General features: G+C 42.3%; 21 protein-coding genes, 1 tRNA gene and 1 pseudogene. 10 read left to right on the top strand and 13 right to left on the bottom strand.

From position 1 onward, the window contains the following. The first annotated feature begins 2 nt into the window (after nt 1–2). The 3 genes from HC643_RS30385 to HC643_RS30370 all read left to right on the top strand — a co-directional run bounded on the left by HC643_RS30385 (nt 3) and on the right by HC643_RS30370 (nt 5,502). The gene (locus HC643_RS30385) at nt 3–3,257 is read left to right on the top strand and encodes an efflux RND transporter permease subunit (RefSeq protein ID WP_038081705.1); all 3,255 of its coding nucleotides are present in this window, start codon (nt 3–5) and stop codon (nt 3,255–3,257) included. Between the two features lie 289 nt (nt 3,258–3,546). Further along, nucleotides 3,547–4,572 carry a hypothetical protein gene (locus HC643_RS30380; protein WP_038081703.1) on the top strand — a complete coding sequence of 342 codons (1,026 nt, stop codon included), beginning with the start codon at nt 3,547–3,549 and terminating at the stop codon, nt 4,570–4,572. 240 nt (nt 4,573–4,812) lie between these two features. Beyond that, nucleotides 4,813–5,502, top strand: coding sequence for a M15 family metallopeptidase (locus tag HC643_RS30370; protein ID WP_050046689.1), 690 nt, complete (start codon nt 4,813–4,815; stop codon nt 5,500–5,502). A gap of 152 nt (nt 5,503–5,654) precedes the next feature. On the opposite strand, the pseudogene HC643_RS30365 reads toward HC643_RS30370, so the two are convergent. Next, nucleotides 5,655–6,146 (bottom strand): annotated as a pseudogene (locus HC643_RS30365) (ankyrin repeat domain-containing protein); the annotation flags it as partial. Between the two features lie 156 nt (nt 6,147–6,302). On the opposite strand from HC643_RS30365, the gene HC643_RS30360 reads away from it, so the two are divergent. Beyond that, nucleotides 6,303–6,788, top strand: coding sequence for a pentapeptide repeat-containing protein (locus HC643_RS30360; RefSeq protein ID WP_050046691.1), 486 nt, complete (start codon nt 6,303–6,305; stop codon nt 6,786–6,788). A 116-nt stretch (nt 6,789–6,904) separates the two neighbouring features. Here the strand turns inward: HC643_RS30360 and HC643_RS30355 are convergent, their stop codons facing one another. Both HC643_RS30355 and HC643_RS30350 read right to left on the bottom strand, forming a co-directional pair. Then, nucleotides 6,905–7,609 (bottom strand): DJ-1/PfpI family protein, encoded by a 705-nt coding sequence (locus tag HC643_RS30355; protein ID WP_050046692.1) that lies wholly within the window; start codon nt 7,607–7,609, stop codon nt 6,905–6,907. 386 nt (nt 7,610–7,995) lie between these two features. Beyond that, complete coding sequence (locus HC643_RS30350) at nt 7,996–9,120, bottom strand: RNA-guided endonuclease InsQ/TnpB family protein (protein WP_038087593.1); 1,125 nt, start codon at nt 9,118–9,120, stop codon at nt 7,996–7,998. A 213-nt stretch (nt 9,121–9,333) separates the two neighbouring features. Between HC643_RS30350 and HC643_RS30345 the strand changes: the two genes are divergently transcribed. Then, nucleotides 9,334–10,008 carry a LuxR C-terminal-related transcriptional regulator gene (locus HC643_RS30345; RefSeq protein WP_038087526.1) on the top strand — a complete coding sequence of 225 codons (675 nt, stop codon included), beginning with the start codon at nt 9,334–9,336 and terminating at the stop codon, nt 10,006–10,008. 268 nt (nt 10,009–10,276) lie between these two features. Here the strand turns inward: HC643_RS30345 and HC643_RS30340 are convergent, their stop codons facing one another. Both HC643_RS30340 and tal read right to left on the bottom strand, forming a co-directional pair. Further along, complete coding sequence (locus tag HC643_RS30340; protein ID WP_038109267.1) at nt 10,277–12,223, bottom strand: APC family permease; 1,947 nt, start codon at nt 12,221–12,223, stop codon at nt 10,277–10,279. Nucleotides 12,224–12,901: 678 nt separating this feature from the next. Beyond that, nucleotides 12,902–14,065 (bottom strand): transaldolase, encoded by a 1,164-nt coding sequence (gene tal / locus HC643_RS30335; RefSeq protein ID WP_038109264.1) that lies wholly within the window; start codon nt 14,063–14,065, stop codon nt 12,902–12,904. Nucleotides 14,066–14,346: 281 nt separating this feature from the next. Between tal and HC643_RS30330 the strand changes: the two genes are divergently transcribed. The 3 genes from HC643_RS30330 (at nt 14,347) to HC643_RS30320 (ending at nt 15,845) form a co-directional block, all read left to right on the top strand. Continuing rightward, nucleotides 14,347–14,613, top strand: a complete 267-nt coding sequence (locus HC643_RS30330; RefSeq protein ID WP_038109262.1) for a hypothetical protein — start codon at nt 14,347–14,349, stop codon at nt 14,611–14,613. A 671-nt stretch (nt 14,614–15,284) separates the two neighbouring features. Beyond that, entirely contained in the window at nt 15,285–15,638 is a 354-nt protein-coding gene (locus tag HC643_RS30325; RefSeq protein ID WP_038072906.1) for a DUF1257 domain-containing protein, read from the top strand. 57 nt (nt 15,639–15,695) lie between these two features. Next, entirely contained in the window at nt 15,696–15,845 is a 150-nt protein-coding gene (locus HC643_RS30320) for a PsaJ protein (protein WP_050046693.1), read from the top strand. Between the two features lie 204 nt (nt 15,846–16,049). On the opposite strand, the gene HC643_RS30315 is transcribed toward HC643_RS30320, so the two are convergent. Together HC643_RS30315 and HC643_RS30310 are read right to left on the bottom strand one after the other, a co-directional pair. Beyond that, a complete protein-coding gene (locus tag HC643_RS30315) occupies nt 16,050–16,907 on the bottom strand; it encodes an SDR family oxidoreductase (RefSeq protein ID WP_038072904.1) in 858 nt (285 codons plus the stop codon). A gap of 299 nt (nt 16,908–17,206) precedes the next feature. Beyond that, nucleotides 17,207–17,668, bottom strand: coding sequence for a DUF3592 domain-containing protein (locus tag HC643_RS30310; RefSeq protein WP_038072902.1), 462 nt, complete (start codon nt 17,666–17,668; stop codon nt 17,207–17,209). A 219-nt stretch (nt 17,669–17,887) separates the two neighbouring features. On the opposite strand from HC643_RS30310, the gene HC643_RS42225 reads away from it, so the two are divergent. Further along, a complete protein-coding gene (locus HC643_RS42225; protein ID WP_272899937.1) occupies nt 17,888–18,019 on the top strand; it encodes a hypothetical protein in 132 nt (43 codons plus the stop codon). A gap of 52 nt (nt 18,020–18,071) precedes the next feature. Here the strand turns inward: HC643_RS42225 and HC643_RS30305 are convergent, their stop codons facing one another. The 5 genes from HC643_RS30305 to HC643_RS30285 form a co-directional block, all read right to left on the bottom strand. Next, nucleotides 18,072–19,004, bottom strand: coding sequence for a hypothetical protein (locus HC643_RS30305; protein ID WP_050046694.1), 933 nt, complete (start codon nt 19,002–19,004; stop codon nt 18,072–18,074). Nucleotides 19,005–19,007: 3 nt separating this feature from the next. Further along, on the bottom strand, nt 19,008–21,110 hold the full coding sequence (locus tag HC643_RS30300) for a WD40 repeat domain-containing protein (protein WP_050046695.1): 2,103 nt from the start codon (nt 21,108–21,110) through the stop codon (nt 19,008–19,010). A gap of 186 nt (nt 21,111–21,296) precedes the next feature. After that, a complete protein-coding gene (locus tag HC643_RS30295; protein WP_038072897.1) occupies nt 21,297–22,514 on the bottom strand; it encodes a hypothetical protein in 1,218 nt (405 codons plus the stop codon). Nucleotides 22,515–23,067: 553 nt separating this feature from the next. Next, nucleotides 23,068–23,481 (bottom strand): cytochrome P450, encoded by a 414-nt coding sequence (locus tag HC643_RS30290; protein WP_038072895.1) that lies wholly within the window; start codon nt 23,479–23,481, stop codon nt 23,068–23,070. Beyond that, on the bottom strand, nt 23,478–23,636 hold the full coding sequence (locus tag HC643_RS30285; RefSeq protein WP_153021435.1) for a hypothetical protein: 159 nt from the start codon (nt 23,634–23,636) through the stop codon (nt 23,478–23,480). Before HC643_RS30285 ends, HC643_RS30290 begins: the two co-directional genes overlap by 4 nt. 117 nt (nt 23,637–23,753) lie before the next feature. On the opposite strand from HC643_RS30285, the gene HC643_RS30280 reads away from it, so the two are divergent. Continuing rightward, a complete protein-coding gene (locus HC643_RS30280) occupies nt 23,754–24,407 on the top strand; it encodes a TetR/AcrR family transcriptional regulator (RefSeq protein ID WP_038072893.1) in 654 nt (217 codons plus the stop codon). A gap of 130 nt (nt 24,408–24,537) precedes the next feature. Here HC643_RS30280 and HC643_RS30275 read toward each other — a convergent pair. Continuing rightward, a tRNA-Arg gene (locus HC643_RS30275) sits at nt 24,538–24,610 on the bottom strand. Nucleotides 24,611–24,717: the final 107 nt, after the last annotated feature.

Genomic DNA, 24,717 nt, shown 5'->3' with positions numbered 1-24,717 from the left:
AGATGAACTTCATAGAAACTGCTGTTCGGTGGCGTCACGGTACTTTTGTACTCTTTTGTCTGCTGGCGCTTTTTGGCGTGCTTTCGCTGTTAAATTTACCTTTAGAATTACAACCGGGAGGCGATCGCCCGGAAATTACCATCACTACCTCATACCCCGGTGCAGCCCCCTCAGAAGTAGAAGACCTCATTACCCGACCTATTGAGGAACGGATGGAGGAAGTTTTGGGGGTACAGGAAATTACAAGTAGTTCTCGTGCGGGAACTAGCAGCATCACTTTAGAGTTCACATGGAACAGTGATGTTAACGAGCGCCTTGTGGATGTTATCAACAAATTGCAGCAAGTACAAGACCTTCCAGAAGAAGCCAATGAATCAGATGTGGAGCTCGTAGGGGGTAACAATTCACCAATGATGTGGGTTGCTCTGACTCCCAAACCCGGTTTCAGAAGCGACCCCGATCGTTATCGCGACCTTGTAGAAGAGACTATAGTACCTCGACTGCGGCGAGTTGAAGGGGTAGGACAGTTTAATATTCCCGGAGGAAGAGAGCGGGAAGTTGAGGTCAGAGTTGATCCTAAAGCCCTTGCCGATCGCAATCTCACTATTGGTGATGTTGTTCGAGTTTTGCGAGAGAACAACAGAGATATCCGAGGCGGTCCCTTAGTTCTCGGTAGGCGAGAATATCGAGTTCGTACCGTGAGCCGTTCCCAGCGACTCGAGCAAATCGAGGGATTTATCCTGCGAAGAGACAATTCAGGTACGATCTACTTGCGAGATGTCGCACAAGTACAGATGGGTCGCAAGCCCCTAGAGAGCGCCCTGATATTTAACAACAATTCTACAGTTGCCATGGGCATTATCCGGCGAGTAGGAGCAAACGTGCCGGAAGTTTCTAAGGGAATTCGAGCAACACTAGCAGAATTGGAACAGCAATTTGACCGTGCTGGTGAAGGGATTCGTTTTGTCTACAACTACGATGAGAACGAATATATCAATCAATCGGTTGCTCTAGTACAGGGTAACTTGGTGAGCGGTGCATTGCTAGCAACAATAGTTCTCGTTCTGTTTCTCGGTTCCATGCGAACAGTTGCAGTGATTGCGCTGACCATTCCTACCACACTGGTGACAGTATTTATTGTGATGGCAATGTTGGGGCGATCGCTCAACATTATTAGTTTAGCTGGGTTAGCGTTTGCTGTGGGGATGGTGGTAGATAATGCCATTGTTGTCATTGAGAACGTCTTCACTCACATGCAACGGGGCAAAACCCCCATGAAAGCTGCTATTGAAGGAACGCAGGAAGTTTGGGGTGCAATGCTGGGTTCTACTCTCACAAACGTGGTGGTGTTCTTTCCCCTAGTGTTAGTTCAAGGCGAAGCCGGACAATTGTTTGCTGACATGGCGATCGCTCTTTCCTGTTCTTCTTTGTTCTCCCTTTTTGCAGCCCTAACTCTTGTACCCATGCTCTCTGGATTGTTCCTCAAACAGTCAGAAGCCATGCAAATGCTACAGGATGACAGTTCGCTCTTAACCGATCGGCGATCGCAGTCAACGCTCAACAATCAACGGTCAAACCGCAACTTTTTTGCCAAAATTGAATATGCTGTATTTTACACATCAGCTATCTTTCGCCTCCTACAAGGCAAATTAGAATCTTTCTTAACATCTACTGTAAGTTGGTCATTAGGGCGGAGAAGATTGGGAAGAAGGCTGTTTGTTTTATCGATTCCAATTGCTCTATTGGTAACAAGTATTTTCCTACTACCACCTGCTGACTATTTGCCTGAAGGAAACCGCAACTTAGTGTTTTGGATAGCAGAACCGCTCCCCGGTACAAGTGTTGAAGAAGCCATTCGCATCTCAGAACCAGCAAGAAATTTTCTCAGAGCACAACCAGAAGTTCAGAACGTCTTATTTATTGAGCGTCCCGGAAGACGAGGAATTGCTGCAACTTTAAAACCAGAATTTGCCACAAGCAGTGGATTGGCTGAAATGGTAGAGCGCATGAGGTCTCAAAGTAATAGCTTTGTAGGCTATCGCTTCTTGATTCCAACTCGGTTCTCCATCTTTCAAGATCCGGGAAAGGAGTTTGAAATCCAAATTGTTGGTTCCGATCTCGAACAATTGAGCGAGTTGGAAAAACAAGTTACAACAAAATTGCGAGATTATACAGGGGTTCGTAATGTCCGTACCAACTTTGTTGCTGGATCTGCGGAGCTTCAAGTTGTTCCCAATCGAGAAAGATTATCTGAGGTAGGTTTATCTGAAGCTGAAGTTGGAACAATGGTAGAAGCTGCATTGGGCGGTCGTATTGCTTCAGATTTTATTGATGGTAAAGAAGAGCTAGATGTATCGGTAGAGTTAAAGAATACTTTTGTGCAGACACCAGAACAACTGCGCCAACTCCCCATTTATACAACTCGCGGTCAACAAGTACAGCTGAGTGATGTTGCACAAGTGAATGAGACAACAGGGTTTGACGTGATTAACCATGTGGACTTAGAGCGTTCCATTACCCTAACGGTATCCCTTGCACCAGATGCACCTCTTGGCGCTTTAGTAGAGAGAACCAATAATGAAATATTAGAACCCATACGAGCTAGTTTACCTGGTGGGTATCGTATAGAACTTGCTGGTTCTGCTGATAGATTGGCAGAAACAGTTTCTCAGTTAGCAGCTGCTTTTGTACTTTCGTTATTGATTACGTACCTGTTGTTGGTAGCACTGTATCGCTCTTTCCTTTACCCAGTTGTCATTATGGCAACCATACCCATGGGGATGAGCGGTGCATTGTTGAGTTTGGTCGTTGCCAATCGCATTCCCGGTTTGATTGTACCTCTGGATATGATTACAGCACTGGGCTTTATTATTCTTACGGGTGTCGTCGTGAACAACGCGATTTTGCTGGTAGACAGGGCATTGCAGTTGCAGCAAGACGAGGGGCAAGATTACGATGCTTCTTTGTACAATGCGACACGCGATCGCCTGCGAGCTATCTTCATGTCAGCAGGAACCAGCGTGCTAGGTATGTTACCCCTAGCAGTCGTACCAGGTCAAGGTGCAGAACTGTATCAAGGGTTGGGCGTTGTTCTCACAGGTGGTTTGGCGTTCTCCACTATTCTCACACCAACAGTAGTTCCCGCCCTTATGGGATTGTTGCGCGATCTCTCAGGGCGCAAACCATCATCCCCAAGTTCGGGTCAACAATTGAGAGAATCTGTAGTTGCTAGCAACAACAGCAAGGTTGGTGTTTAGCAGATTTTGCGTTTCAAAATAAACGATTTTCAAGAAATAAATTATCTTGTGATTGTAGTGCGGGCGTCCTCGTCCGCCATTAGTGTTAAATTAAGGTAAAAACCTATTTGTCAACCAGAGTTGATAGGGGAAACAAAGAGTAAAAATGAACTGGTTTCCCAATTTTTCCGGTTATAGGGAACAATGCACATAAATAAAAAAGTTCATTATTTTGGGTCACTCAGCGAGAGATTTGAGTAAAATTATTTATTGATAAAAATAAATTCATTTTAATTTGTTACTGGCACTTATGTATTACTTAGTGTTATTTATTGATTATCGTCCTTTTCTTGTTGAGAAAATAAATAAATTTATCAATACAATATCTTCTGATGTTTTTATCTGCAATGAGCAAGGAGAAAGTCACTTAAACTCAGTAGACTATATACCATCTCATCAAGGTCAATCTTACTCTCACCCTTGGTATATTCATGGCGATCGCTTAGTTCAGCAAAATTCACATTCATCCTTTAATTTACCTATTTTAAGGTGCGGTAGTCCGAAGTATAAAATATCTTTTAACGAAATTGATGAATTCCTAGATTTTCTCTCAACTAATTATTCCTGGTCTATTTTCCCTTTTGCTGGACCAAGAAGATTTTTATCTTTTGGCTTTATATCGCGAGAACAAACTCTTCGTGACTATTTTCTGAATTTAACACCTAATGTATGGGATGTAGAAAGTAAATTTGGAACTCTCTTATCCAGTCATTTATTAATTGCCAGTTATGAGGTAGATAGTAAATTTAGTTTATCAGCAAAAGCTATACTATTTGGTGGTTACTATGAACCTGCCGAACGTCTGTGGAACGTATGCGAGTGCAACATCACTCCACCTTGGCTAATTACTGACTTATTGTATGATGATACATTCTTAACGATAGGGCGAGAATCAGTGGAATATAAATTTATTCAGCAACTAGCTATTCCTCCTGGTAACGATCGACCATTAGGTGTTTATCAGCCACTTAATCAATATTCTTTTGAATCAATGTGTCTGCTATCTTTTAGAGAACCAGATACGTTAGTTTTTGTACCTCAAGGCACAGATTTAGAAAAATTGCAAAGTTTGCTTGTAAAAACTGAAGGATGTAATAGCTATTCTGACTTAATATATCTTCATGATATTCTTTTAACTACTCAATGGTTTTATGGCTTGGATCGAGATAGAGTAGATTACGGACATTCAATATTTGTTGCTCAAGATAATACTCTGCTGCAAAAATTTAATTCACTTAATTGGGATGATGATTATTATCTACTTGCCTGTTTTTAAATTTTAGTAGAATGGATCGGCAGCCGGTCTAAGAACAATTTCCACAATCCAGCGAAACATATCCATCACCCAAGGCATAAATTCTTCTCCTCGGTATCCTCTGTCCATCCAAATAGTATTTATCCCGGATTTCTTACAAGTGAGAAAAAAACACTTGAATTAGCCAGATTTAAGTAATATAAATTGATTTTTCCTTCATCTTCCCATCGCTTAAATTCTTCTATCCGAACAAGTAGTTATATGGCAACCATACGGGAAAACCCAATATTCCGTATCGTTTGGCAGCAGACACCAATCCAAGAGTGCGGCGAGCCTATGATTGACCTATCAAAGTTTAACTTTGTGCTCGATCCAGTATACTTTAAGCAAGGAATAAGCAATTCACCTGTATGCTTTGTTCGGGAGCAAGTAGCCCATAAACTTCAGCGCGTTCAAGATAATCTTGGTAGGTATCGGTTAAAAATTTGGGATACTTGGAGACCGCGCTCATTACAGGCTAAACTTTACGATTATTACCGGAGCAAGCTTGCGTTCGAACATCCCGATTGGGATAAGCTTCGTCTAGATGAGGAGATGACTATTTTTGTTGCTCGCCCAGATATCAATTTGATTCCTCCACACTCTACGGGGGGCGCAGTAGATATAACTCTGGTTGACCAAAACGGTAAAGAACTTGATATGGGAACCGATTTTGACCATTTCGGTCCGGAGGCTGCTTCACTTTACTTTGAGTCACAGCAGCAGGAAAGATCTGCTGAGATTTGCTCAAATCGCCGATTGCTTAGGTCTGCCATGTCTGCCGAAGGTTTCCGGTTTGATGAGTTTGAATGGTGGCACTTCGATTTTGGAAACCAGTGCTGGGCTGCTGCTTTTGGTTATTCATTTGCAATTTACGATGAGATTTCTGAGCCATTGCATACTTCTATTTAGGTAAAACCCTTGGGTATTTTTGAGTCTTGAATAGGGCTATACCAAGCCTGATTTTCCAATGATGGTCTATTCTGAAAGCTCAAATCCCAATTTAGTCGCTTTGCAAATTTTCTACCTACTACGGATGGACTCTCATTTTGATAGCCTAAATTTCAACTTGAATTTTCTTCCGTTTTATAAACCCATATTCCTTTTTCGTTTCGTCTTTGTTTTTGACGCTTTGCTTCTGCTAAGATTGTTGCTCCTGGTTCAAATTTTGGGACAGTTAATGGAGCCAGGAAATTATAAACATCTTCATGACCATTACTGGCAGCCATAGCAACAGCTTTGGTTCCATAGCAATCTCCTATATTTACGTCTGCACCTGCTTCAACAAGTATTTTGACAACTTCTATTTGACCGTATAGAGCTGCTATCGTCAAAGCAGTATCTGCTTCTTCTTCCATTTGGAGGTTAACGTCGGCACCACCTTCGATTAGTAACTTAACCATTTCTACATTACCTACACTTGCTGCTCGTGCTAAAGGAGGTAGATCGTAAATAGAGTTAAGCTCCACTCCCTCATTAATTAAAGTTTTAACAGTTGCTATGTCATTAGCATTGATAGCCTTTATCAATTGAGTAAGCTTAGTCATCACGTCATTCCTGCATCCAAAGTCAAAAAGTCAATGAGTTAGCTCGAACGCTCAAAAAAACAACTATTTCTAATTTTATACCCACTCTTAGAGCTTGTTTGATAAGGTAGACCAGAGGTTTAGTGAGTTATCTTTAAAGGTGTTGATTAATGTGGAAGTTAAATTATGGATGGAGAAGAATTGAGAAGAAGATATGCTACTGGGGAGAGAGATTTTAGCGGTCTCAATCTTAGAGGTGTCAATATTAGCGGCTCCGATCCCTGGAATGACAATTATGTCGGTGCTGACTTGAGTGGGATTAATCTCAGTGGTGCCAACCTGTATGAAGCCAACTTGGCTGGTGCCAATCTGAGTCATGCTAATCTCAGCAGTGCCAACTTGACTCGTGCCCAATTGACCAACTGCAATTTGAGGAGTACTAATTTCAGTGGTGCTAACTTGACTAATGCTGAAATGACTGCTGTCAACCTGAGAGATGCCGATCTCAGAGATGCCAATTTGTTTCGTGCTCAGATCATCAACACCAGTTTGAGTAACGCGAATCTCAGTGGTGGCAAGAATATTAGTACTGTTAACTTTGAAGGTACTATCGTCCATAACCTTGTTATGGAAGATGGAACTGTAGTTGAGTTCTGCGACCATGATTGGTGAAACTGAAGTGAATACAAGGTTATGGACACAACCTCTTCCATTAGGTGGCTCACGATCGTTAAGGAAGGCAGACTTCGAGTTGACTGTGGTGCGGGCGTCCTTGCCCGCACATGAACTCAAACTTCCACACCTGCTAAACGTTCTGATACCTGTCGTGCGACTTTGCGGAATTCATCAAAAGCTACTGCGTACTTTTGAAGCACCTTTTGAGTGAGTTCATGCCCTGCCAATTCTGGACTACCCGTACCGTAGGGTGGGTGAGGTGCATACTCAATCGTCAATTCCACTTCTTTGCCAGCATCCTCACCGCGTAGCTTTCCTAAAACAATTAACGCAGCATCAAATGAACCAGAAACTGGGCTTGCTGTGATTCGATTTCTGTCTGCGACAACTTCACCCCCCGTCACTGGAATCGCCCCAAAATGACGGAGTTCTTCAACGAGTGAGAAAGTTGCTGTAGCGCGATACCCTTTTAGCAAACCTACAGCAGCCAACATGAGGCTACCACCGCAGATTCCAATTAAGTACTTCGCTTTATTGCCTCGGTCTACTAGGAATTCTAAAGCCTCATCTGACAATATGCCTGTAGAAGCTCCAATACAGAGGACATCAAGATCTGACGGGCATTCCGCAAAGGTTGTTGTAGCGTGCATCGGAAAATTTGGATACCCGACAATGAGATCTGTATTTTCCCAAATAAAGTGGATATCACAATCCGGAACAACGCTAAATACGGTATAGACTCCAATGATGTCTGGAATATAGCAGTTGGGGCTGATAAAGATACCAATTTGTAGTTTGTTTGAATTTTGAGTATTCATTTGAAGCAAACTCAAGTAAAGTTTCAATTACAACAATTTTCAAATTAATAGACCATACAAAGTAGTACGGTTGAGGACGCCCATCCCACAAGAGCATAGTATGGTTCATTGAGTTGAAAACTTCTGTAATACCATGTTCGGCTCATGACTTAAATTAAGTGGTTCGTAGTTGCGACATATGCGCTAACGCGCAACTACAAACCTAGTATCAATATTTACTCGAACATGATATGAGTTGTGAAGTCACTTTTGTGTTTTCACAAAGCTAAGATAGTACATTATGCTAAGTGATAAATAGACCTCGAACGAGTACACTTTGCCGCAGTAGCAACAGCCAGAACGAGCATTGACATACTCCTCAGCCTAAAGGCGTGAGGATTCTAGGCTCAAACAACAATTGCAGGCATTGCCCGTCTTACATCGTCTAACCCAACAGTTGATGCCCCAACTGTACAAATATTCCTGGCGGCGTTCTTGTCTCGCCCATTCACAGACTGACAGGACGGGCAACGCCATTCTCTAATAGATAAATCCAAGTTTTCCAGGATATGCCCGCAATGAGAACAAGTTTTGCTGCTGGGATACCAGCGATCTATAAATACGACTTGCTTGCCTTTGTTTTTGGCAACCCATTCCAAGATTTGCAGAAATTCTCCAAAAGCTAAGTCCGATATTTTGCGTCCCCAAAGGCGTTGCATTCCTTTGAGGTTGAGCGTTTCAAAGCACAGCACATCGAACCTACTAGTTAGGTCGTGGGCTAACTTCCAAAACCAATCGCGTCTGGAGTTGGTTATATCTTCGTACTTGCGTACTAAATTCTTTCTAGCACGCTCTCGATTGGATGAACCTTTCAGCTTTTTAGAATGTCGTTTACTCGCTTTTTTGATAACGTTGAGAGACCGTTTCAGAAATTGTGGTGATTCAATGCTAGAGCCATCAGAGCAACTGAGGAATGTTTTTAAACCAAAATCAAATCCCGCTATCTTACCAGTCGTGAATTTGATTTGTGGTTCAACTGGGAAGTCAACCACGACGACTATAAACAATTCACCCAATGACGTCCGTTTAATGGTTAGTGTTTTGACCGTTCCCTCAATCTCTCTGGATTTCCAAAATTGATAAACTCGTTTTCCAATCTTGACCCTATTGCCACTTAAAAACTTATACCCTGCTTGCTTGAGGGTGAACGATTTGTACTTCTTGACTTTCTTGAACCCTGGTGGACGAACCCCCTTCTGATTATGTTTAAAAAACAATTGGTATGCTTTTTCAATGCGCTGACAGATATCCTGTACTGCCTGAGAGCCTACCGATTGCCAAAATGGATTGCGGAACCGCAATTTGGCAACATGAGATTGAAGTTTCGCACAACTCAAGTGCTTGCCCCACATTCGGTAGTACCGACGATGCAAAGCAATGCAATGGTTATAGACTGCCCCAGAAGCGTTGATCGTTCGCTTGAGGTATCTATTCCGCTTGTGTTCGTACAGCTTGAACTTCAGTGTTTTCATGCTAATATTGTACACCAATAGTCTGTACAGTATTATGAAAAAACGTTTGGATTTCAGGTTAGAAGAATACGAACTCCTCATACTCGAAGAGTATTGCAATTCTGTGGGGAGAACAAAATCAGATGTACTTAGAGAACTTATTAGAAGTTTAAAGACAAAGAAAAAGCCGTGCTAGAAGCACGGGGCTTTAGACCCATATTTTCGGTAAGAATTATGGTAACTTCTTTACAGTCATTATTTCATGCGATCGCTCAGGCTCAGAACGAGCAAGAACTTCGACAATCCATCATGGCAAAAGTAGGACAATATTTCGCTGCTACACGCTCGGGGTTGACTTTTTTAGATGAGTTTCCTGCTGTAGATGCCAACACTCCAGCCCCCATCAAACTGGCGTTATCGTTAGATTATAATCCTGTTCTGCGCTATTTGGTTAAGCGCCATGCTGCCGTGCATGATGAAGTGATTTTGCCTCCTGGGGTTTGGCAAAAAATTTGTCCTCGTGCAGATCACGGGCATGTAATGGTGGGTCCGGTTGTAAGCAACGGTCAACTTGTAGGGGGAATTGCCTTTACACGCCACCGCAGCGATCCAGCTTTCAATGCAGATGATTTAGCAGATTTAAGTGCTTTATGTATACATCTTTCTACACGGCTGGCAGTGTTGCGTTCAAAACCAGTTGTCTTTGAATTAAATTACGATCGCCTGACTCCGAGAGAAGCTCAAATTGCCGAACTAGTTGCAAAGGGACTGACCAGCGCGGAGATTGGTGCATCTTTATGGATTACAGAAAACTCTGTAAAGCAGGCTCTCAAGCGGATGTTTCGCAAACTTGCAGTCTCATCACGTGCTGAGATGATAGCGCAACTTTATACGAAGGCTAATAGCTAATAGCTAATTGCTAATTGCTAATAGTTAATTGCCAGGTTTTTATTAACCATTAATCATTAGCCCTATCTCCTTACGGAGACGCTACGCGTTGCGAAGCTATGCCCGCAGGGCTATACGCCCTTCAGGTTCGCCAGTCCTCAGGGCGCGGGAAACCCGCCTGCTTTCTCTGGACTCAGTATTAGCCATTAGCCATTAGCCATTAGCCATTAGCCATTAGCCATTAGCCATTAGCTATTAGCCTTTAGCCATTAGCCTTTAGCAATTAACCCTACCCTCCAACATGAATCGCAGGACGCATCTCGCTGTTTTTCTCGGCTTTGCGAAGCACTTCACGGGTGACAACAGGAATATCGCCTTCACCAAACAAAATAAAGCGCAGTAGGTACTTGATTGGGTTACCCTCTGCCCAACCAAAATAAGCATGGGGGATCGTACCCGTGCGATCGCGAAGATAAAGAAGTATAGCAGCAATAGCATTAGGTACAGCAGCACTGTCTGCACGCAGAATCCGGTAGCCACCAACTTCCACTCCTTTGACTCTGATGATATTTGCAAACTCTGAAGCATCAGATACTGACACCTCTAAAAAGAGAATGGGATCGGTTAGTGGAATGTGGTTGTCTTCGCGCACCTCTTTTTCTTTTAAAAGATACTCTTGCACATCGCCAGCATTCAAGCGGTTTGCAATAATTCGTATCGTCCCCCGGCTCTCTTCTGTGATAAAGCGAGCAGCGGTTTCGTCTAGTTCAACGCGCTCCACGCGTAACTCAGTTGAACGCCACACGCGTGATATCAAGGAGGTGCAGATGATAGTAAGGATAAAGAACGTTGCTATTCTAATCCCCTCGGGTCTTTCAATAATATTTACAACAGTCGTATATATAAATACCAGTGTGATAGTTGCAAAAGCAAATACTTTTCCCTTTGCTCTGCGGTGGTGGGCTGATAAAGTGACTGCAAATGCTGCTGTGCTGATCAAAACAAGCACGCCTGTAGCATAAGCTCCGCTTTGAGCTTCTACATTCGCTTTAAAGATAATTGTGACGGCAAAGGCAATTAGCATATAAACTAATACCAATGGTCTGGATGCTAATGCCCAACTTGGTGCCATACCGTATCTCGGTAGATAGCGGGGTACGATATTGAGCAGACCCGCCATAGCAGATGCACCTGCAAACCATAGAATCGTGATGGTACTGATATCGTAAAGTGTGCCAAAGCCATTGCCCAGGTATGTATGTGCTAAATAGGCAAGAGCACGCCCGCTTGCTTTGCCTCCAGCTTTAAATTCTTCTGGTTGAATCAGTAAAGTGGTTATCAAGCTGCTAGCAAGTAAAAAGAAGCTCATGATTAATGCAGCAGATGTGAGCAACTTATAGGTATTGCGAATGCGACCTTTGGGCTGTTCTGGAGCATCTTTGCTACTGCCTTGCACCAGGGGCATCACGGCAACCCCAGTCTCAAATCCGGATAATCCCAATGCTAATTCTGGAAATAGCAAAATGGCTACCCCAAGCATGAGTATGGGGTTGTGATGGGTTGCAAAAAGTGTAGTTTGCCAGTCTGTAATAACCGATGGGCGATTTAAGATTTGATATACACCGACGCCAATGACAACTAAGTTTAATGATAGATAAACGATAACTAGAAAGACTGCAATACCGATCGCTTCTCGGAAACCTCTCAGAAACACTGCGCCCAGCATTGCCACAAGTAATAAAGTAATAGCGAGCGCTTGATTGTGAAACCAACTTGGTACGAGGGGGTTTTCAATGATATGAGCTGTAGCATCAGCTGCAGAGAGAGTAATGGTGATGATGAAGTCTGTTGCCACAAAGCCAAGCAGACACAGCACGAGGAATTTACCTTGCCACCAGGGAAGGAAGTGGGCGAGCATTGCGATCGACCCTTCACCATTGGGGCTTTGAGCAGCAACGCGTCGGTAGATCGGCAACGCGCCAAAGAGTGTTAGCAGAACTAGAATGAGGGTGGCAAGGGGAGAGAGCGCACCCGCTGCCAATGCTGCAATACCCGGTTGATAGCCAAGTGTCGAGAAATAATCTACCCCAGTCAGACACATGACTTGCCACCAAGGATGGCTGCGGTGTGCTTCTTCCTTACGATAAGGACCGTCTTTGTCTTTTCGGTCTTCTTGGAGCAGCCAGTGAACGATCTGTCTGCCGAGCCGTTTTGTTAGAACGATTGGTTTCGCCATCAAACGCTTGCTGCTTCTATTTGATAGTTGGAGATAAAATATACTTTCGAGTTTATTTTACTATAAGAATCCTAGTAAATTCTTCCTAAAAAATTTCCACTCTTATAGGTTAGGCATTTTTCACCAAAAAGTATATGAGGTCTGTAATGTTTAGCCTGCGTAATATTTTAAATTTGTTTAGCCTTATAATGCTTTAGCTCCTCCCAACTCCCTAAAAAATGGAGGGTAAGGCACTTTTTCACTTCCCCTTAAAGAGGGATAAGGTACTTTTAAAACTCTCCTTGTTAAGGAGAGCCTCTCTTTTGGGGAGCTAGTTCCTTAGGGAGTGAAACCCTCCGTAAGGAAATGGCATCCGGGTTCCCTTAAAAAAGGTGGCTTTAAAAGTATTTTCCCCCTTTTTAAGACTCCGGCGTACACAGATCTCTAGAAAAGACATGAAACATCCTAAAAAAGGAGGAATTAGAATCAACTTCCCCCCTTGTTAAGGGGGGTTAGGGGGGATCGAAACCTCAAGAACGCCCTTTAGAAGACTTGTGTACACCACCGTAGCCTTGTTAAGGGAGGGTAGAGAGGATCTATAGTTTTGGATACCTCAGCCACTACTTTTAAAGCATCCTCTAAGATATTGGAAACACCCCGTGGTCTTATTTCTTACTCCATGTTTTTCTGAAATTTCAATTAAACAGGAGATAAACGATTCACCTTTTCTTCCAAGGAGCTGATGAGAGATTGGTAAGGTTGAATGAATTTGTCAATTCCTTCTTTTAGTAAATTGCTCATCACCTCGTCCAGATTAATATCGATCTCTGGATCTTTAAGGTTTTCGATAAGGTTGTAGGCTTCTTCTACCTCAAGGTCAATACGATTTGCTGGAGCGCAGTGGTCGGCGCAAGCTTCTATAGTGTTGGGTGGCAAAGTGTTAACAGTGTCGGGACCCACTAACGCATCTACGTACATAACATCACTATAATTGGGGTCTTTTGTGCTGGTGCTAGCCCACAATAGCCTTTGAACTTTAGCACCTTTTGCTGCCAAAGCTTGCCATCGATCGCTTCCAAAAATCTCTTTGTATTTTTGATACGCTATTTTAGCGTTAGCGATCGCGACTTTGCCCTTAACAGCTTTTAACTTTGCTTCCATGGCAATGTCGTCAACACCTTTTTTCAGTTTTTCGTCAATGCGTTTATCAATGTTGTTATCAATTCGACTGAGGAAAAAACTCGCTACGGAGGCGATTTTACTAATATCCTTCCCTTCTGCTAACCGCTTTTCCAAACCTCGAATATAAGCCCAAGCTGTCTCGACATAGCTGTTTACTGAGAATAGCAAAGTTACATTAACATTGATACCTTCACTGATGACTTGTTCCACAGCAGGTAAACCCCGAGTTGTACCGGGAATCTTAATCATCACGTTTTCCCGCCCAATGTCTTGGTAGTAGCGTCGAGCTTCCTCAATTGTCCTTTCAGTGTCATGGGCAATGACTGGTGGTACTTCTATACTAACGTAGCCATCCAAACCGTTTGACTCTTCATAAACAGGTTTGAAGATATCGCAGGCATTACGAATGTCATCAAAGATGAGTGATTCGTAAATTTTATCAATTGGTAACTTCGCTTTAACGCCAGCTTCAATATCAGTATCGTAAATTGCATTACCCTTAATTGCTTTTTCAAAAATGGATGGATTAGAGGTAATTCCACGGATACCGCCATTTTCAATCAGCTGTTTGAGTTCCCCGGATTGAATCATGTCACGGGTCAAATTATCCATCCAAATACTTTGACCGTAATCTTTAATCTCGACAAGATGGTTCTTTGGCTTAGTTGCTTTATCAGTCATTGTTTGATTCCAAAAAATTGTGTAAAATATGGCACATCTTTACAAGTTTCTTCTTAAAGAAAAGCAGAGAGTAGAAGGCATTTATGAGGTATACATAATTTCTATTTCAAACTCAGTCATCTTGCCTCTACTAAATGGTATAAAGCCCTACAAAGTTTTTTGCTAAAGTCCTATTTTGTAGCTATCTTTATAGCGAATCGCAATCTTCATTAATTCTAATGAGGGATGCTTTATAGAAACAAAAGTGCTCACTTTGTTATGAAGCAACAAACAAACCAGTTATGTTTCCCAATCCTCAAGACTATCTGTCTGTTTCTCCTGAGTATGGCGAGTTTCTTGAAGAGTACTATACATTCCTAAAGTATTCTAGAGAAGTGTCACAAATATGTGTATTAATTAAAACTTTAAATGAGGAAGGGAACACCCAAATTCTTTCTTTGCTCGTGCAGGCGTTACAAGGGCACTCATCTGCTACAAAAGCGTATATACACCTGATTGAAATGTACAGACAGATGATTCAAAAATACTGGAACAATATCCAGTGTTGAGATTTAACCGTGATTGTTCGGTAATAATTTCTGTACTTGACAACAAGTATAAAGATAACTCACTCAATCTCCGGAGCATCCTCTTCACTCCAGTTAGAAGATTCGATTTCACCTAGCCCATTGAAAACCTTTCTCTTGCGTTCACTTAGCTTATTGTGTTCCAGAATACAACCTTTTAAACTAGAGAATCGTCCTTAAGGTTGCCTGTAGTTTAAATCTACAGACAGGGAATTGTCGTGTTTAAGGTAACTACTATCGAATGTATCACATCAATATTGAGATTTGTTTAGGAACATTCACAATGCCAATTCAAGTAACTACTGAAAGTTTTCTTGTTGCTAAAGCCTAATTATGTTTCAACCACTGTCTTCTGAAACTCAGCTTTTACCGCCTGTTATTAGCCTTCTTTGCTTTATAACTATTTGTGTATTAACTGTCTTTATGTTGTGGTCGATGTGGCGGGCTGCAGGGATTGGATTTGCCACTATCAAACGGTTGCATCAAATTCAATGCTCAAACTGTCGATTTTTTACAGGCGATTATCGTCTTAAGTGTACTATACACCCAATTTTTGCCTTAACTGAAGAAGCAATCAATTGTTCTGATTTTTGCGTCAAGAATAAACCTGTCCAAAAGCCATTTTTCTCAAATTTTTCTAGGAGGAAATAACCGTGTCTCACTTTCGTAGTTTTCCCACTAAACTCACCGATCTTGAAATTCTGAAAACAACGCTACGCGATTTAGGCCTTCATGCGATCGTAAATGGTACGGTCCGTGGCGTTAACGGTCAGCGAGTTTCTGCTGATATTGTGGCTGTACTTGATGGAGAATGTGACCTTGGCTGGTCTCGTAATAATGATGGAACTTTCGATCTGATTGCTGACATACCGGGTGTTGCTATCAAACACAATCAGGCCCAGCTTATTCATTCTATTAATCAAAAGTACGCAATTAATAAGACCTTAAGCCAAATCAAACAACCCGGTCTGCAAAATTCTAATGTCAAGTTAGTAGTGCAAAGTTAGTGGCTTTATAGTGAGGTCGCTTGAGTTAATAGTTATTAGTTCTTTAAGGAGTATTCCATGCAAAAGCGAAACGACCAAACAAACTATTTTCTTCAGTATCTTTCTCTAGCACCAGTTCTTGCTGTTGTTTCAGTGTCAGTTGCTTTTACGACTTGGGCTTTGTTTAACTACGTTTTTCCAGACCTTCTCTTTCATCCAATGCCATGATGTATATAAAATTACAATAATATGGCTATATCTTCTGAGTGAGGTTTAATAATTTGCTCGCTAGCAAAATAGACAAGAGGAGCAAATCTGAGTTTGCATTCACCCCTGGTTGTATCGGGGGTTTTTTACATTGCAAGTATAAAAAAGCTTCTGAGATATCTCAGAAGCTTTGAGAAAAAGATAGTAACGACCAAGATAAAATGACTAGGCGTTGACAACTTCGCCACCGTTAGGATGCAGAATTTGACCTGACATATAAGAAGAGTCATGAGATGCCAGGAACACATAACAAGGTGCTACTTCTTCTGGTTGTCCGGCTCTTTGCATGGGAACTTGAGCGCCAAAGCTCTTGACTTTATCTTCTGGAAAAGTGGAGGGAATCAAGGGAGTCCAGATAGGACCGGGAGCTACACCATTGACTCGAATACCTTTCTCAACCAAGGATTGTGATAGAGAACGAGTGAAAGCAACGATCGCGCCCTTAGTCGCGGAATAATCCAGCAGCTGGGGGTTGCCTTTATAGGCGGTGACTGAAGTGGTATTGATAATAGCGCTACCTTCTTTAAGATGTGGTAGTGCTGCTTTAGTTATAAAGAACATACCAAAGATATTGGTGCGAAAAGTCCGCTCCAATTGCTCGGCTGAGATGTCTTCAATACTCTGTTGTGGATGCTGTTCTGCAGCATTATTAATGAGAATATCCAGATGTCCGAGTTGATTAACAGTTTGCTGTACAGCTTCCTGACAGAACGGTTCGCCACCAACATCTCCCTTAATCAACAGACAACGCCTACCTTCAGCTTCTACCAAACGCTTGGTTTCTTCTGCATCCTGCTGTTCGCTCAGATAAACAACAGCCACATCCGCCCCTTCTCTAGCAAAGAGGATTGCTGTTGCGCGACCAATACCGCTATCCGCACCTGTAATTAGCGCTACTTTACCTTCTAGCTTGCTGCTTCCTTTGTATTGAGGATTTTGAGACTGGGGCTTTGGCGTCATTTCGCCTTCTCTTCCAGGCGGATTCTGATGTTGAGGCGGTTGTAATTCTTGTGTTTGAGTCATAATGTTTTCACCGTTTTTGGTTTGCTAATTTCTAACAACTTTGGGGAAGTTATCTAACAGTCAATACACTTTCTTGTGTCAACGCTTTCATTGGCTTCTCACAAGCAACCAATGGCAGATCTCACCATTCACAATGAGAGTTTCTGACTGCATCCTGTGAGTGGTGCCATTGGAAGTAAGGCTAATTAATTTAATCAAGCCGTTAGGGCTATCTCATCCGTCTTGCGATGGGGATGAATGAGATTTAAAGCTTTTGCAAGTTGTGTTACCCGATACCAGTTTTGTAGAAACAGAAGTTTTCATGGCTTAAAACTCATCAAACGGGGGAATGACTTGATAAGTACAATTCCTCCAATCAACACAAAAATTAAACCTATACTGGTAAAGATGGTTGGAAACAACCATAATTCGAGCCAAGAATCAATCCTCGCTTCCTTTGGGTTTTGAGGACTGTACAGCACTTCTACTTGCTGACCTAGAGTAAATGCTGGTGGGTTGCTACCTGCGTTTGCTTCAAAAACTGTTGGTTCACCAGCATTGGTGGTAAATCTCACGACTGGATAGTAAACAAAAGAAGAGTCACCGTCGCTATCTGTTGATAAACGTTCCACCAACGCGATAATTTTCCCTTGTGTTAGTACTGATGAGGCTACGAAGGAACGAGTACTTATGCCAATAATTATACCCGTGACAGCAAATATGCTACCAATACCAGCAAATATTGAACCAAACATACGAAAGAATTTGACATCTTCATCCATAATAGAATATTCAAAACTTAGACTTAGTTAAAATTACTGGATTAAAACTCATTGATAGTTTAAGAAGAAATCGGGGAAAACTAGGGGAGAGGTATACACGTGAAGTGCGATCGCATTAAAGATTTCTTCATCATTTCTCAGAAAGAATACTCCTGGCATTTAAAATCAACTTTACTAAAATAGCTAAAGTTTAGTTTAAACATTTGCTGGCAAGGTAGGATGCATCAGATAGGAGATATAATTGCACAACGGTATCGAATTATCGATATTCTGGGTCAAGGTAGAGTTAGAATTACCTACGCCGCAGAAGATATTGAAATGGCAGAAGTGAATAATTTTTTATTGGAATGATCTAAATATTCCTCACATATTGGTTGCAACAGCCAAGCTTTGCTAAACTTAACTAAAATAATAATAATTCTTCAAAAACCTCAGAAGTTATTTGAAGGTGATTGGGCATTTTGCCAATATACAGGTAGTCGTAGAGGTGATTCTTGGCGCAGTGTCCGTGTAGTAATCCTCCCAAAAGTAAGCGCTCCCTAAGGAAATCAACAAATCCCATTTCATCACCGTCGTCAGCTATAGTACAGTCTGCTTTAGCCATACCAACCTCAAACCCCATTGGCTCACAAGTACTCATAGACATACCAACTGGTAAGAAGTCTACAGTCAAAACCTCTGGATCTATTTTGTTTTGAAGGCAATAGTTGCGAGTCCAGTCATCGACCTTTCCTTCTCTCCAATCTTGCCTAAACTTTTCTTTTGACTCCAAAACCTTTGTCAAGCTTTCTTCTAAACTCAAAAAGGTCATTCCTTGTATATACCAACGAAGTTCATCCGTGTCATCTAAGTCATCAGACAGATTTGAGCAACTAGAAAAGCTTAGCGCGATCGCAGTTGGCTCAAGTGACTCAATTAAATCTTTTGATATTGGTTTTGATGCAAACAGTTCGACTGAATGAATACATTCATACCAAGCACGAACAGAAAAGGGTAGTGTTCCCCATTGTTGTTCAACATCATCTAACAGTTGTAAGGTCTGGGATTGAACTGGAACAATCACCTGCTCTGGCTGTGAAAATTCAAAACCTAATTTCTTGAGCCGATGTACTATTATCTCTAAATTGAGTTTGGCACGCCTCATAGTCTCGCGTGCAACGGCTAAAGCATCAGCCTTTAAAGAAGGCTCAACGATTTCACCCAATGCTTGAAGTTCCTTCCAAACACTTTCGCGATCGCCTGCTAAATAGCGGTAGAAAAATGTCTGTGCTGTCATAATATCGAGATTTTTCTCATTGCAACGCTCACCCTTTCTGCGATTGGTACGAATACTCATTCACTAAGCCCTTGCTAACAGGTGAACTCCACCGCTAGAATCACCAGCGATCGCATAACGTCCATCGCATGAAAGGGCGCACTGATAGAAGATTGCGTACCCATTGTATGTATCCTCGACTGTCTTGGACGCAGTGTTAATTGATTGTAACGAGCGTTCGGAGGCAACTAAAACGGTTTGACCGTCTTCTGCAATACTGACAGAACGCAAGTCTTTTAGATGAAATTGAGCGGTGTCTAAAACTTGTTTGGTTTCAATATTGATGCGACACAAAAACGTACCTTTCTTACTTCCAGAAACCAAAACCATGACGCGATCGTCAACAAATTGCGCCGACATAACCCAGTCGCCAGGAATATCCAAACTTCCTTGCTGTAAACCAGTTTTGGCATCCCAAATAGCTATTTTTCTCTTAACTTTATGAGACAGCGTTACTAATTTATTGCCATCGGGTGCAACTGCAATAAAGCCAAAATGTAGGCTTCGATCTCCTAATTTTTTAGCAGTTTGCGTCCAAAGAAGACGATGTTGGTGCAAATCCCAGCACTGTAACTGATTAACATTATTGTCCCAACTATCATCATTTGGGTCCGGATTGAAGTACGCAAGATTGAACGCTAATTGATGATTTGTTGATACTTGAATATCACTCACCAATCCCGTGCGTCCTTCAAATACTACGGGTAAGCTTTCACCACTGATGTCGTATAAAATCAGATGGTCGCCACTTCCTACCACAGCGTGCTGTTCGTCTAACATTTGCAGACTTGATATTGACCTCGGACGGTCAAAATTAGGCGATATTGTTCGCACCAACTGACCTGTTGTTGTGTCCCAAATATTCAATTTTCCCTCGTCTGTAGAAGAAACCAGCGTTGTTCCATCTCTGGAAAAGGCAATGTGGCACTCCCAGTCTGTGGGATGAGAATCTATCGATGCCACCAGCTTATTCTTCAGAAAATCCCACAGCCTGATACCCCCTTTATTATCGGCAGAAGCAGCGATAGGTGTGCCGTCGCTACGTATAGTGATGATAGTTTGACGGACTGGACTGGGGTGATTGCCTTCATTAAAGGTTTCGCTTGAGGGTAAAGCCCACAAGAAAACTTCGCCTGAACGGGTACCGGAGAGCAGTTTAGAACTGTCATCTATAAAAGCGATCGCTGTATGCTCCTCCCCACCCACATCCAGAACAGCCAAACGTTTGGATGTTCCACTGTTCCATATTTGTAATGAATTGGAGTAAAAAGCGAGCGCGAGGGTTTTGGCAATCGGATGCAGACAAAGGGCTTGGGTAATTTGCTCGGATAAAGGTACAATCTCGCGCTTCTCGCCCGTGAATATGTTCCAGAGTAACACTTCCCGATCTGCAGACAACAAGCTTAAGCTATCGGAGGTAAAGCAAAGCCCTCGTGGTGTATTTTTATGAGGAACGTTGTTTCTATTCGATGCCAGGTAAAGACCGCCTCTCACCCACGTGACCATAGCTTCCGCGTTGTAGAATACCCGTTCTAACTGCCCTGTGTGGAGATTCCACAACCGTAAGGCGTTGTCCAGAGATGCTGATGCGGCGAAATGCCCGTCAGGGGATATAGCAACGGTCATGACGTTTTCTGGGTGTTCCATCTTCTCGTGTAGAAGCATCCCGCGCTCGATATCCCAAACGCACAGCCGTTCGTCCTCTCCACCGGATACGGCTATAGTGTCAGTGGCAGCGACACTACGCACGTATTCGGAATGACCTTCAAGCGTATAAAGCAGTCTCCAGGTCAAGGTATCCCACACTCGCACCGTTGTATCATCGCCCCCAGTAATAAGTCGTTGCTTTGAAGGTGTTAGCGTCAGCGAGTTGACAGGTCCGTGATGACCCTCCAAACGGTGCAGAACCTCACCACTGCGGATTGACAAGACAAGCAGTTGAGTGTCTTCACCAGCGGTGACGATTGTATCTCCGTCAGGCATACAGGCAATTCCATGTACTAGAGATTTGTGAGGACGCCAGCATACTAATGGAGCTATTGGTGGTGATGGAACGATTCGAGGCAATAATTGGGGTGCCAGCATCTTTTCTAAAACAGCTCGCGCTCGTGATGTAATGATTCCCATATCATAGTAGATATTAGCTCAAAACTATACTTTAGTTTACAGTAAATATACTGAATGCATTTTGAGGGCGCATTTCTGATTCTTGTAGAGTTTAGTACATTGAATGCTCAGATATAAATGTTGCTGTTTGATTTAGGGGGTAGTATGGAACGTTTCTACAGGCGCTATTCGCGATCGTGGTTGCAATTAATAGTCACTAGATTCTATCCATAAATTCTGCGATGGCTCAAAATCATTCTTTACAAACTCAAGCTTCGTTCCGTTCACACTCATTTTGATAACACCGCCTTGATTGAGAATAGCAATAAATTCGCGATCGCTTGTCCACATCACATCGTATACATAATTTAACAGCGATCGCTCGAACACGCGTACAACATTAGTAGCGCTTGGTTTTTTAGTATCAAAGCACCACAATTGACCGCTACCATCAATAGCAAGGAGATAGCGACTGTTCGGACTAAGGTCAGACAACCGCGTCCATTCCACCCATGCGGTTTCATTCCTGCGCGAGCTGCGTTTTACGCCACTGTAACCAAAATCTGTAGCGCTAAACGTTTCGTTAAGCGAACGTGCCGATCTTAATGCGACTCCCTCCATAGTTTCTAAAATGAGAGTTTCTCCATCAAGAGAGAAAAACATTTGTGAGTTTCTCAGATTGGTCTTTTGTGCAATAATTTTTAAGGTATCGGGTTTAAACTTGATAAGATTTCCACTATTTCCACCAAAAGCTATTAAAATGCTTTGGTCGCTCGGATCGGGAGCAATACCACTGAGAAATTCGATACCAAGACGATTTAAATCTGCTTTAGTCAGCAGTTTTTTGACTGTACCCGACTCATCCAAAATAGCGATCGCATCGCTCGACCAGGCAATAATTTGCCCCGATTTCAACCAAATTAAGTCATGAAAAAACCAATCATCTTGTACCGAAGCAGATTTTACAGTACTTGGCTCTGGAAAATCTTGAATTGGTTGAACGGGCTTACCCGATTTTGTATCGAAAAACATAAAAGTTTTACCATTGCTAGTAATGCCACGTTTGCCATCCGGACTGATAGCAACAGCGCGACCAAACCCCTTGATATCCCAGAGTTTGCGCCCCTCCATGTCTCTAGCGACAATAAACTCCTTCCATGCAACGCAAAATCCTCCATTGAGCGCGTGAATGCGAAAATCTCCTTTAACTGATGAATGTGTAAACTTGAGATTTTCGTCCTTAATAATGTAGTACTCGTTATTCTCATCATTTTGAGCGAGGGCAATTTGCTGTTTGTCTGCAAATGGAATTGAAGCGATGGAACTTATATCAAGGTTGAAAAATATAATTGCAATGGCTACAAGCATGACAATTCCAAACCATTGAATGAGCAATTTCGTTTTGCCACAAGCATTTCTTGTCATTTTTCAATATATTTAATTTCGTATAAATAATAACCATTAATAAAAAGGCTCGTAACAGTATTTATACTGAAGAAGCAATCCAAGCTATTTGTTGCAAGGGAAATGAATTTATTGAAGATGAAGTATGGTGGGCAGTCACTGCCCAACCAGTACTTAAAATTTGTTACGGTTTGGAACTGCCACATACCAATTCAAACCTGCTAAAAAATTCAGCAGTTGCAGTATAAAACACAGCACGATCGCTCTTACCACAACAAATCGTTGATTAAACCGTAAAAACTAGCAAAGTCAATTTTGCTCATCGCGCTTATGCAGCGAATTTTTTCGTATGTGCGGTTAACACCTGAGGAAGCAAGCACTTTGATCGGTGCGAGGAGCACTACAATCCAGGGATGAAACTTGTAGTGCAGGACGCGAAATCCGGTGTAGCAGCACTTAAGAAAATTTGGGCAAATTGTAATTGGTTCCATAAAGATGCAAGCTTAAATAATTGGATTTCAAACGCTCGATATAAAAAAAGTATAATCATCGAACGTTGATGAATTTGAACGATCTAGGCTTTTTTCAGTAAGACTTGAACGCCATGTTTGGGACGCAGGGTAATTGAGGGTTGAAGTTCAATCTCTCGCTCTGACACAAGCTCTAATTGAAATGCTTGAGCGATTGTTGTCAGAATTAAAACTGCTTCCATCAGGGCAAAACTTTTACCGATACAGATGCGCGGACCATCACCAAAAGGAAAATAAACACCGCGTGGCAATCGCTTCTCGAGATCGTCCTCCCATCGCTCTGGGTTAAATACTTCTGGATTGCTAAAATAGCGCGGATCTCGATGCATAACCCATTGACTTGCAATCAGGGTGCAACCTTTCGGGATCGAGTATCCACCAATTTCACAATCTCTAGTTGCTTCCCGACTCACATCTGTAACTGGTGGGTAAAGCCGCATTGCCTCTTTGATAATCATTTGAGCAAACAAATGAGCCGATCTTCAATGCGAAATGAAACAATCTCTCCGAATTGACGGGCGCATCGAGTTATAAACCCCAACGGGTCTTGACTGTATTCTGCAAGCACTCGGTTTTCTTCAGCACCAGATAGTGTGGGCAGATCCTGACTCATTGCAATTTTCTCCTTAAAAAAGTTTTTCAAGCGACATTGATTTGCTTAAAATATGAGTATCGCTCGTGTTTTTATAATATGAGGATTACTCATGTTTTGTCAAGGAAGAATACATAAATGACCGCGAACTTACCCAAACCGTCTGGAATGCGACGACAACCAAGACAAGCTCGCAGCCAAGAACGGGTCAACCAGATTTTAGATGTGGCTGAACAGATGTTTATTGCAGAAGGATATAATGCCACCACAACAAACGCGATCGCCGCTCGTGCTAAAGTGGCGATCGGTTCGCTTTACCAGTTTTTTCCTGACAAAGCAGCAATTTTGCGAGCCTTAGCAACGCGCTACACCGAAAAACTGCACCAATACTTAGTAGCGCTAGATAGTTCTGAAATGGCAAATCTGCCTTTATCAACCTATGTTGACCGGATGATTGATGCAGTGGATCGATTTTTTACCGATTATCCTGGCTATCATGCGATCTATATGCAGGTGCAAGGAATCATACCAGAACTAGAGGAGATTGAGAACGCCGCCGATACCAAACTCATTCAAGATTTAGCAACTTCCTTATCTGGGCGAGATTCAAATTTAGACCGTGCCGATTGTGAGACAATTGCATTTGTGCTCGTGAAAGCGATCGGTACACTGTTATGGTTATCTCTGAGCCAAGAACAGCTATTCCGCCAGCGTCTTCTAGGAGAAACTAAACGGTTAGTGTTTAACTACCTGCAAAGCTATTTTCCTGATAGTGAAATGTTACAGCAATAAAATTAGCGCATCAACTAATCGGTGCTAAAACATCTTCCTCGATCGCACCAAAACTTAATTTGTTTATACAGATAGTAATCTGTCAATGCGGACAAATAATGTGGCAAAAGACGATCGATCGTCGTCAGAACGAGCGTGGAGGGATTTGAACCCCCGACCAACAGAACCGGAATCTGTTGCTCTATCCACTGAGCTACACGCCCACAATTTTTTTTAATATAGCATTTTTCTGTTAACTGTGTATGTAATTTAAGATTGTTAAAAGGTTTGTAGTTGCGCTGTCTTCGCATACGGCGCAACTACGAACCTA

Origin of the sequence: Tolypothrix bouteillei VB521301, from assembly GCF_000760695.4 — a bacterium.
Classification (GTDB): Bacteria; Cyanobacteriota; Cyanobacteriia; order Cyanobacteriales; family Nostocaceae; genus Scytonema; species Scytonema bouteillei_A.
This window is presented reverse-complemented; position numbering and strand designations above follow the sequence as displayed.

Bases quoted from the DNA above. Each gene is read 5' to 3' on its own strand.
- HC643_RS30385 (WP_038081705.1), top strand. From the start codon at position 3: ATGAACTTCATAGAAACTGCTGTTCGGTGGCGTCACGGTACTTTTGTA.
- HC643_RS30380 (WP_038081703.1), top strand. From the start codon at position 3,547: ATGTATTACTTAGTGTTATTTATTGATTATCGTCCTTTTCTTGTTGAG.
- HC643_RS30370 (WP_050046689.1), top strand. From the start codon at position 4,813: ATGGCAACCATACGGGAAAACCCAATATTCCGTATCGTTTGGCAGCAG.
- HC643_RS30360 (WP_050046691.1), top strand. From the start codon at position 6,303: ATGGATGGAGAAGAATTGAGAAGAAGATATGCTACTGGGGAGAGAGAT.
- HC643_RS30355 (WP_050046692.1), bottom strand. From the start codon at position 7,609: ATGAATACTCAAAATTCAAACAAACTACAAATTGGTATCTTTATCAGC.
- HC643_RS30350 (WP_038087593.1), bottom strand. From the start codon at position 9,120: ATGAAAACACTGAAGTTCAAGCTGTACGAACACAAGCGGAATAGATAC.
- HC643_RS30345 (WP_038087526.1), top strand. From the start codon at position 9,334: ATGGTAACTTCTTTACAGTCATTATTTCATGCGATCGCTCAGGCTCAG.
- HC643_RS30340 (WP_038109267.1), bottom strand. From the start codon at position 12,223: ATGGCGAAACCAATCGTTCTAACAAAACGGCTCGGCAGACAGATCGTT.
- tal (WP_038109264.1), bottom strand. From the start codon at position 14,065: ATGACTGATAAAGCAACTAAGCCAAAGAACCATCTTGTCGAGATTAAA.
- HC643_RS30330 (WP_038109262.1), top strand. From the start codon at position 14,347: ATGTTTCCCAATCCTCAAGACTATCTGTCTGTTTCTCCTGAGTATGGC.
- HC643_RS30320 (WP_050046693.1), top strand. From the start codon at position 15,696: ATGCAAAAGCGAAACGACCAAACAAACTATTTTCTTCAGTATCTTTCT.
- HC643_RS30315 (WP_038072904.1), bottom strand. From the start codon at position 16,907: ATGACTCAAACACAAGAATTACAACCGCCTCAACATCAGAATCCGCCT.
- HC643_RS30310 (WP_038072902.1), bottom strand. From the start codon at position 17,668: ATGGATGAAGATGTCAAATTCTTTCGTATGTTTGGTTCAATATTTGCT.
- HC643_RS42225 (WP_272899937.1), top strand. From the start codon at position 17,888: ATGCATCAGATAGGAGATATAATTGCACAACGGTATCGAATTATCGAT.
- HC643_RS30305 (WP_050046694.1), bottom strand. From the start codon at position 19,004: ATGAGTATTCGTACCAATCGCAGAAAGGGTGAGCGTTGCAATGAGAAA.
- HC643_RS30300 (WP_050046695.1), bottom strand. From the start codon at position 21,110: ATGGGAATCATTACATCACGAGCGCGAGCTGTTTTAGAAAAGATGCTG.
- HC643_RS30295 (WP_038072897.1), bottom strand. From the start codon at position 22,514: ATGACAAGAAATGCTTGTGGCAAAACGAAATTGCTCATTCAATGGTTT.
- HC643_RS30290 (WP_038072895.1), bottom strand. From the start codon at position 23,481: ATGATTATCAAAGAGGCAATGCGGCTTTACCCACCAGTTACAGATGTG.
- HC643_RS30285 (WP_153021435.1), bottom strand. From the start codon at position 23,636: ATGAGTCAGGATCTGCCCACACTATCTGGTGCTGAAGAAAACCGAGTG.
- HC643_RS30280 (WP_038072893.1), top strand. From the start codon at position 23,754: ATGACCGCGAACTTACCCAAACCGTCTGGAATGCGACGACAACCAAGA.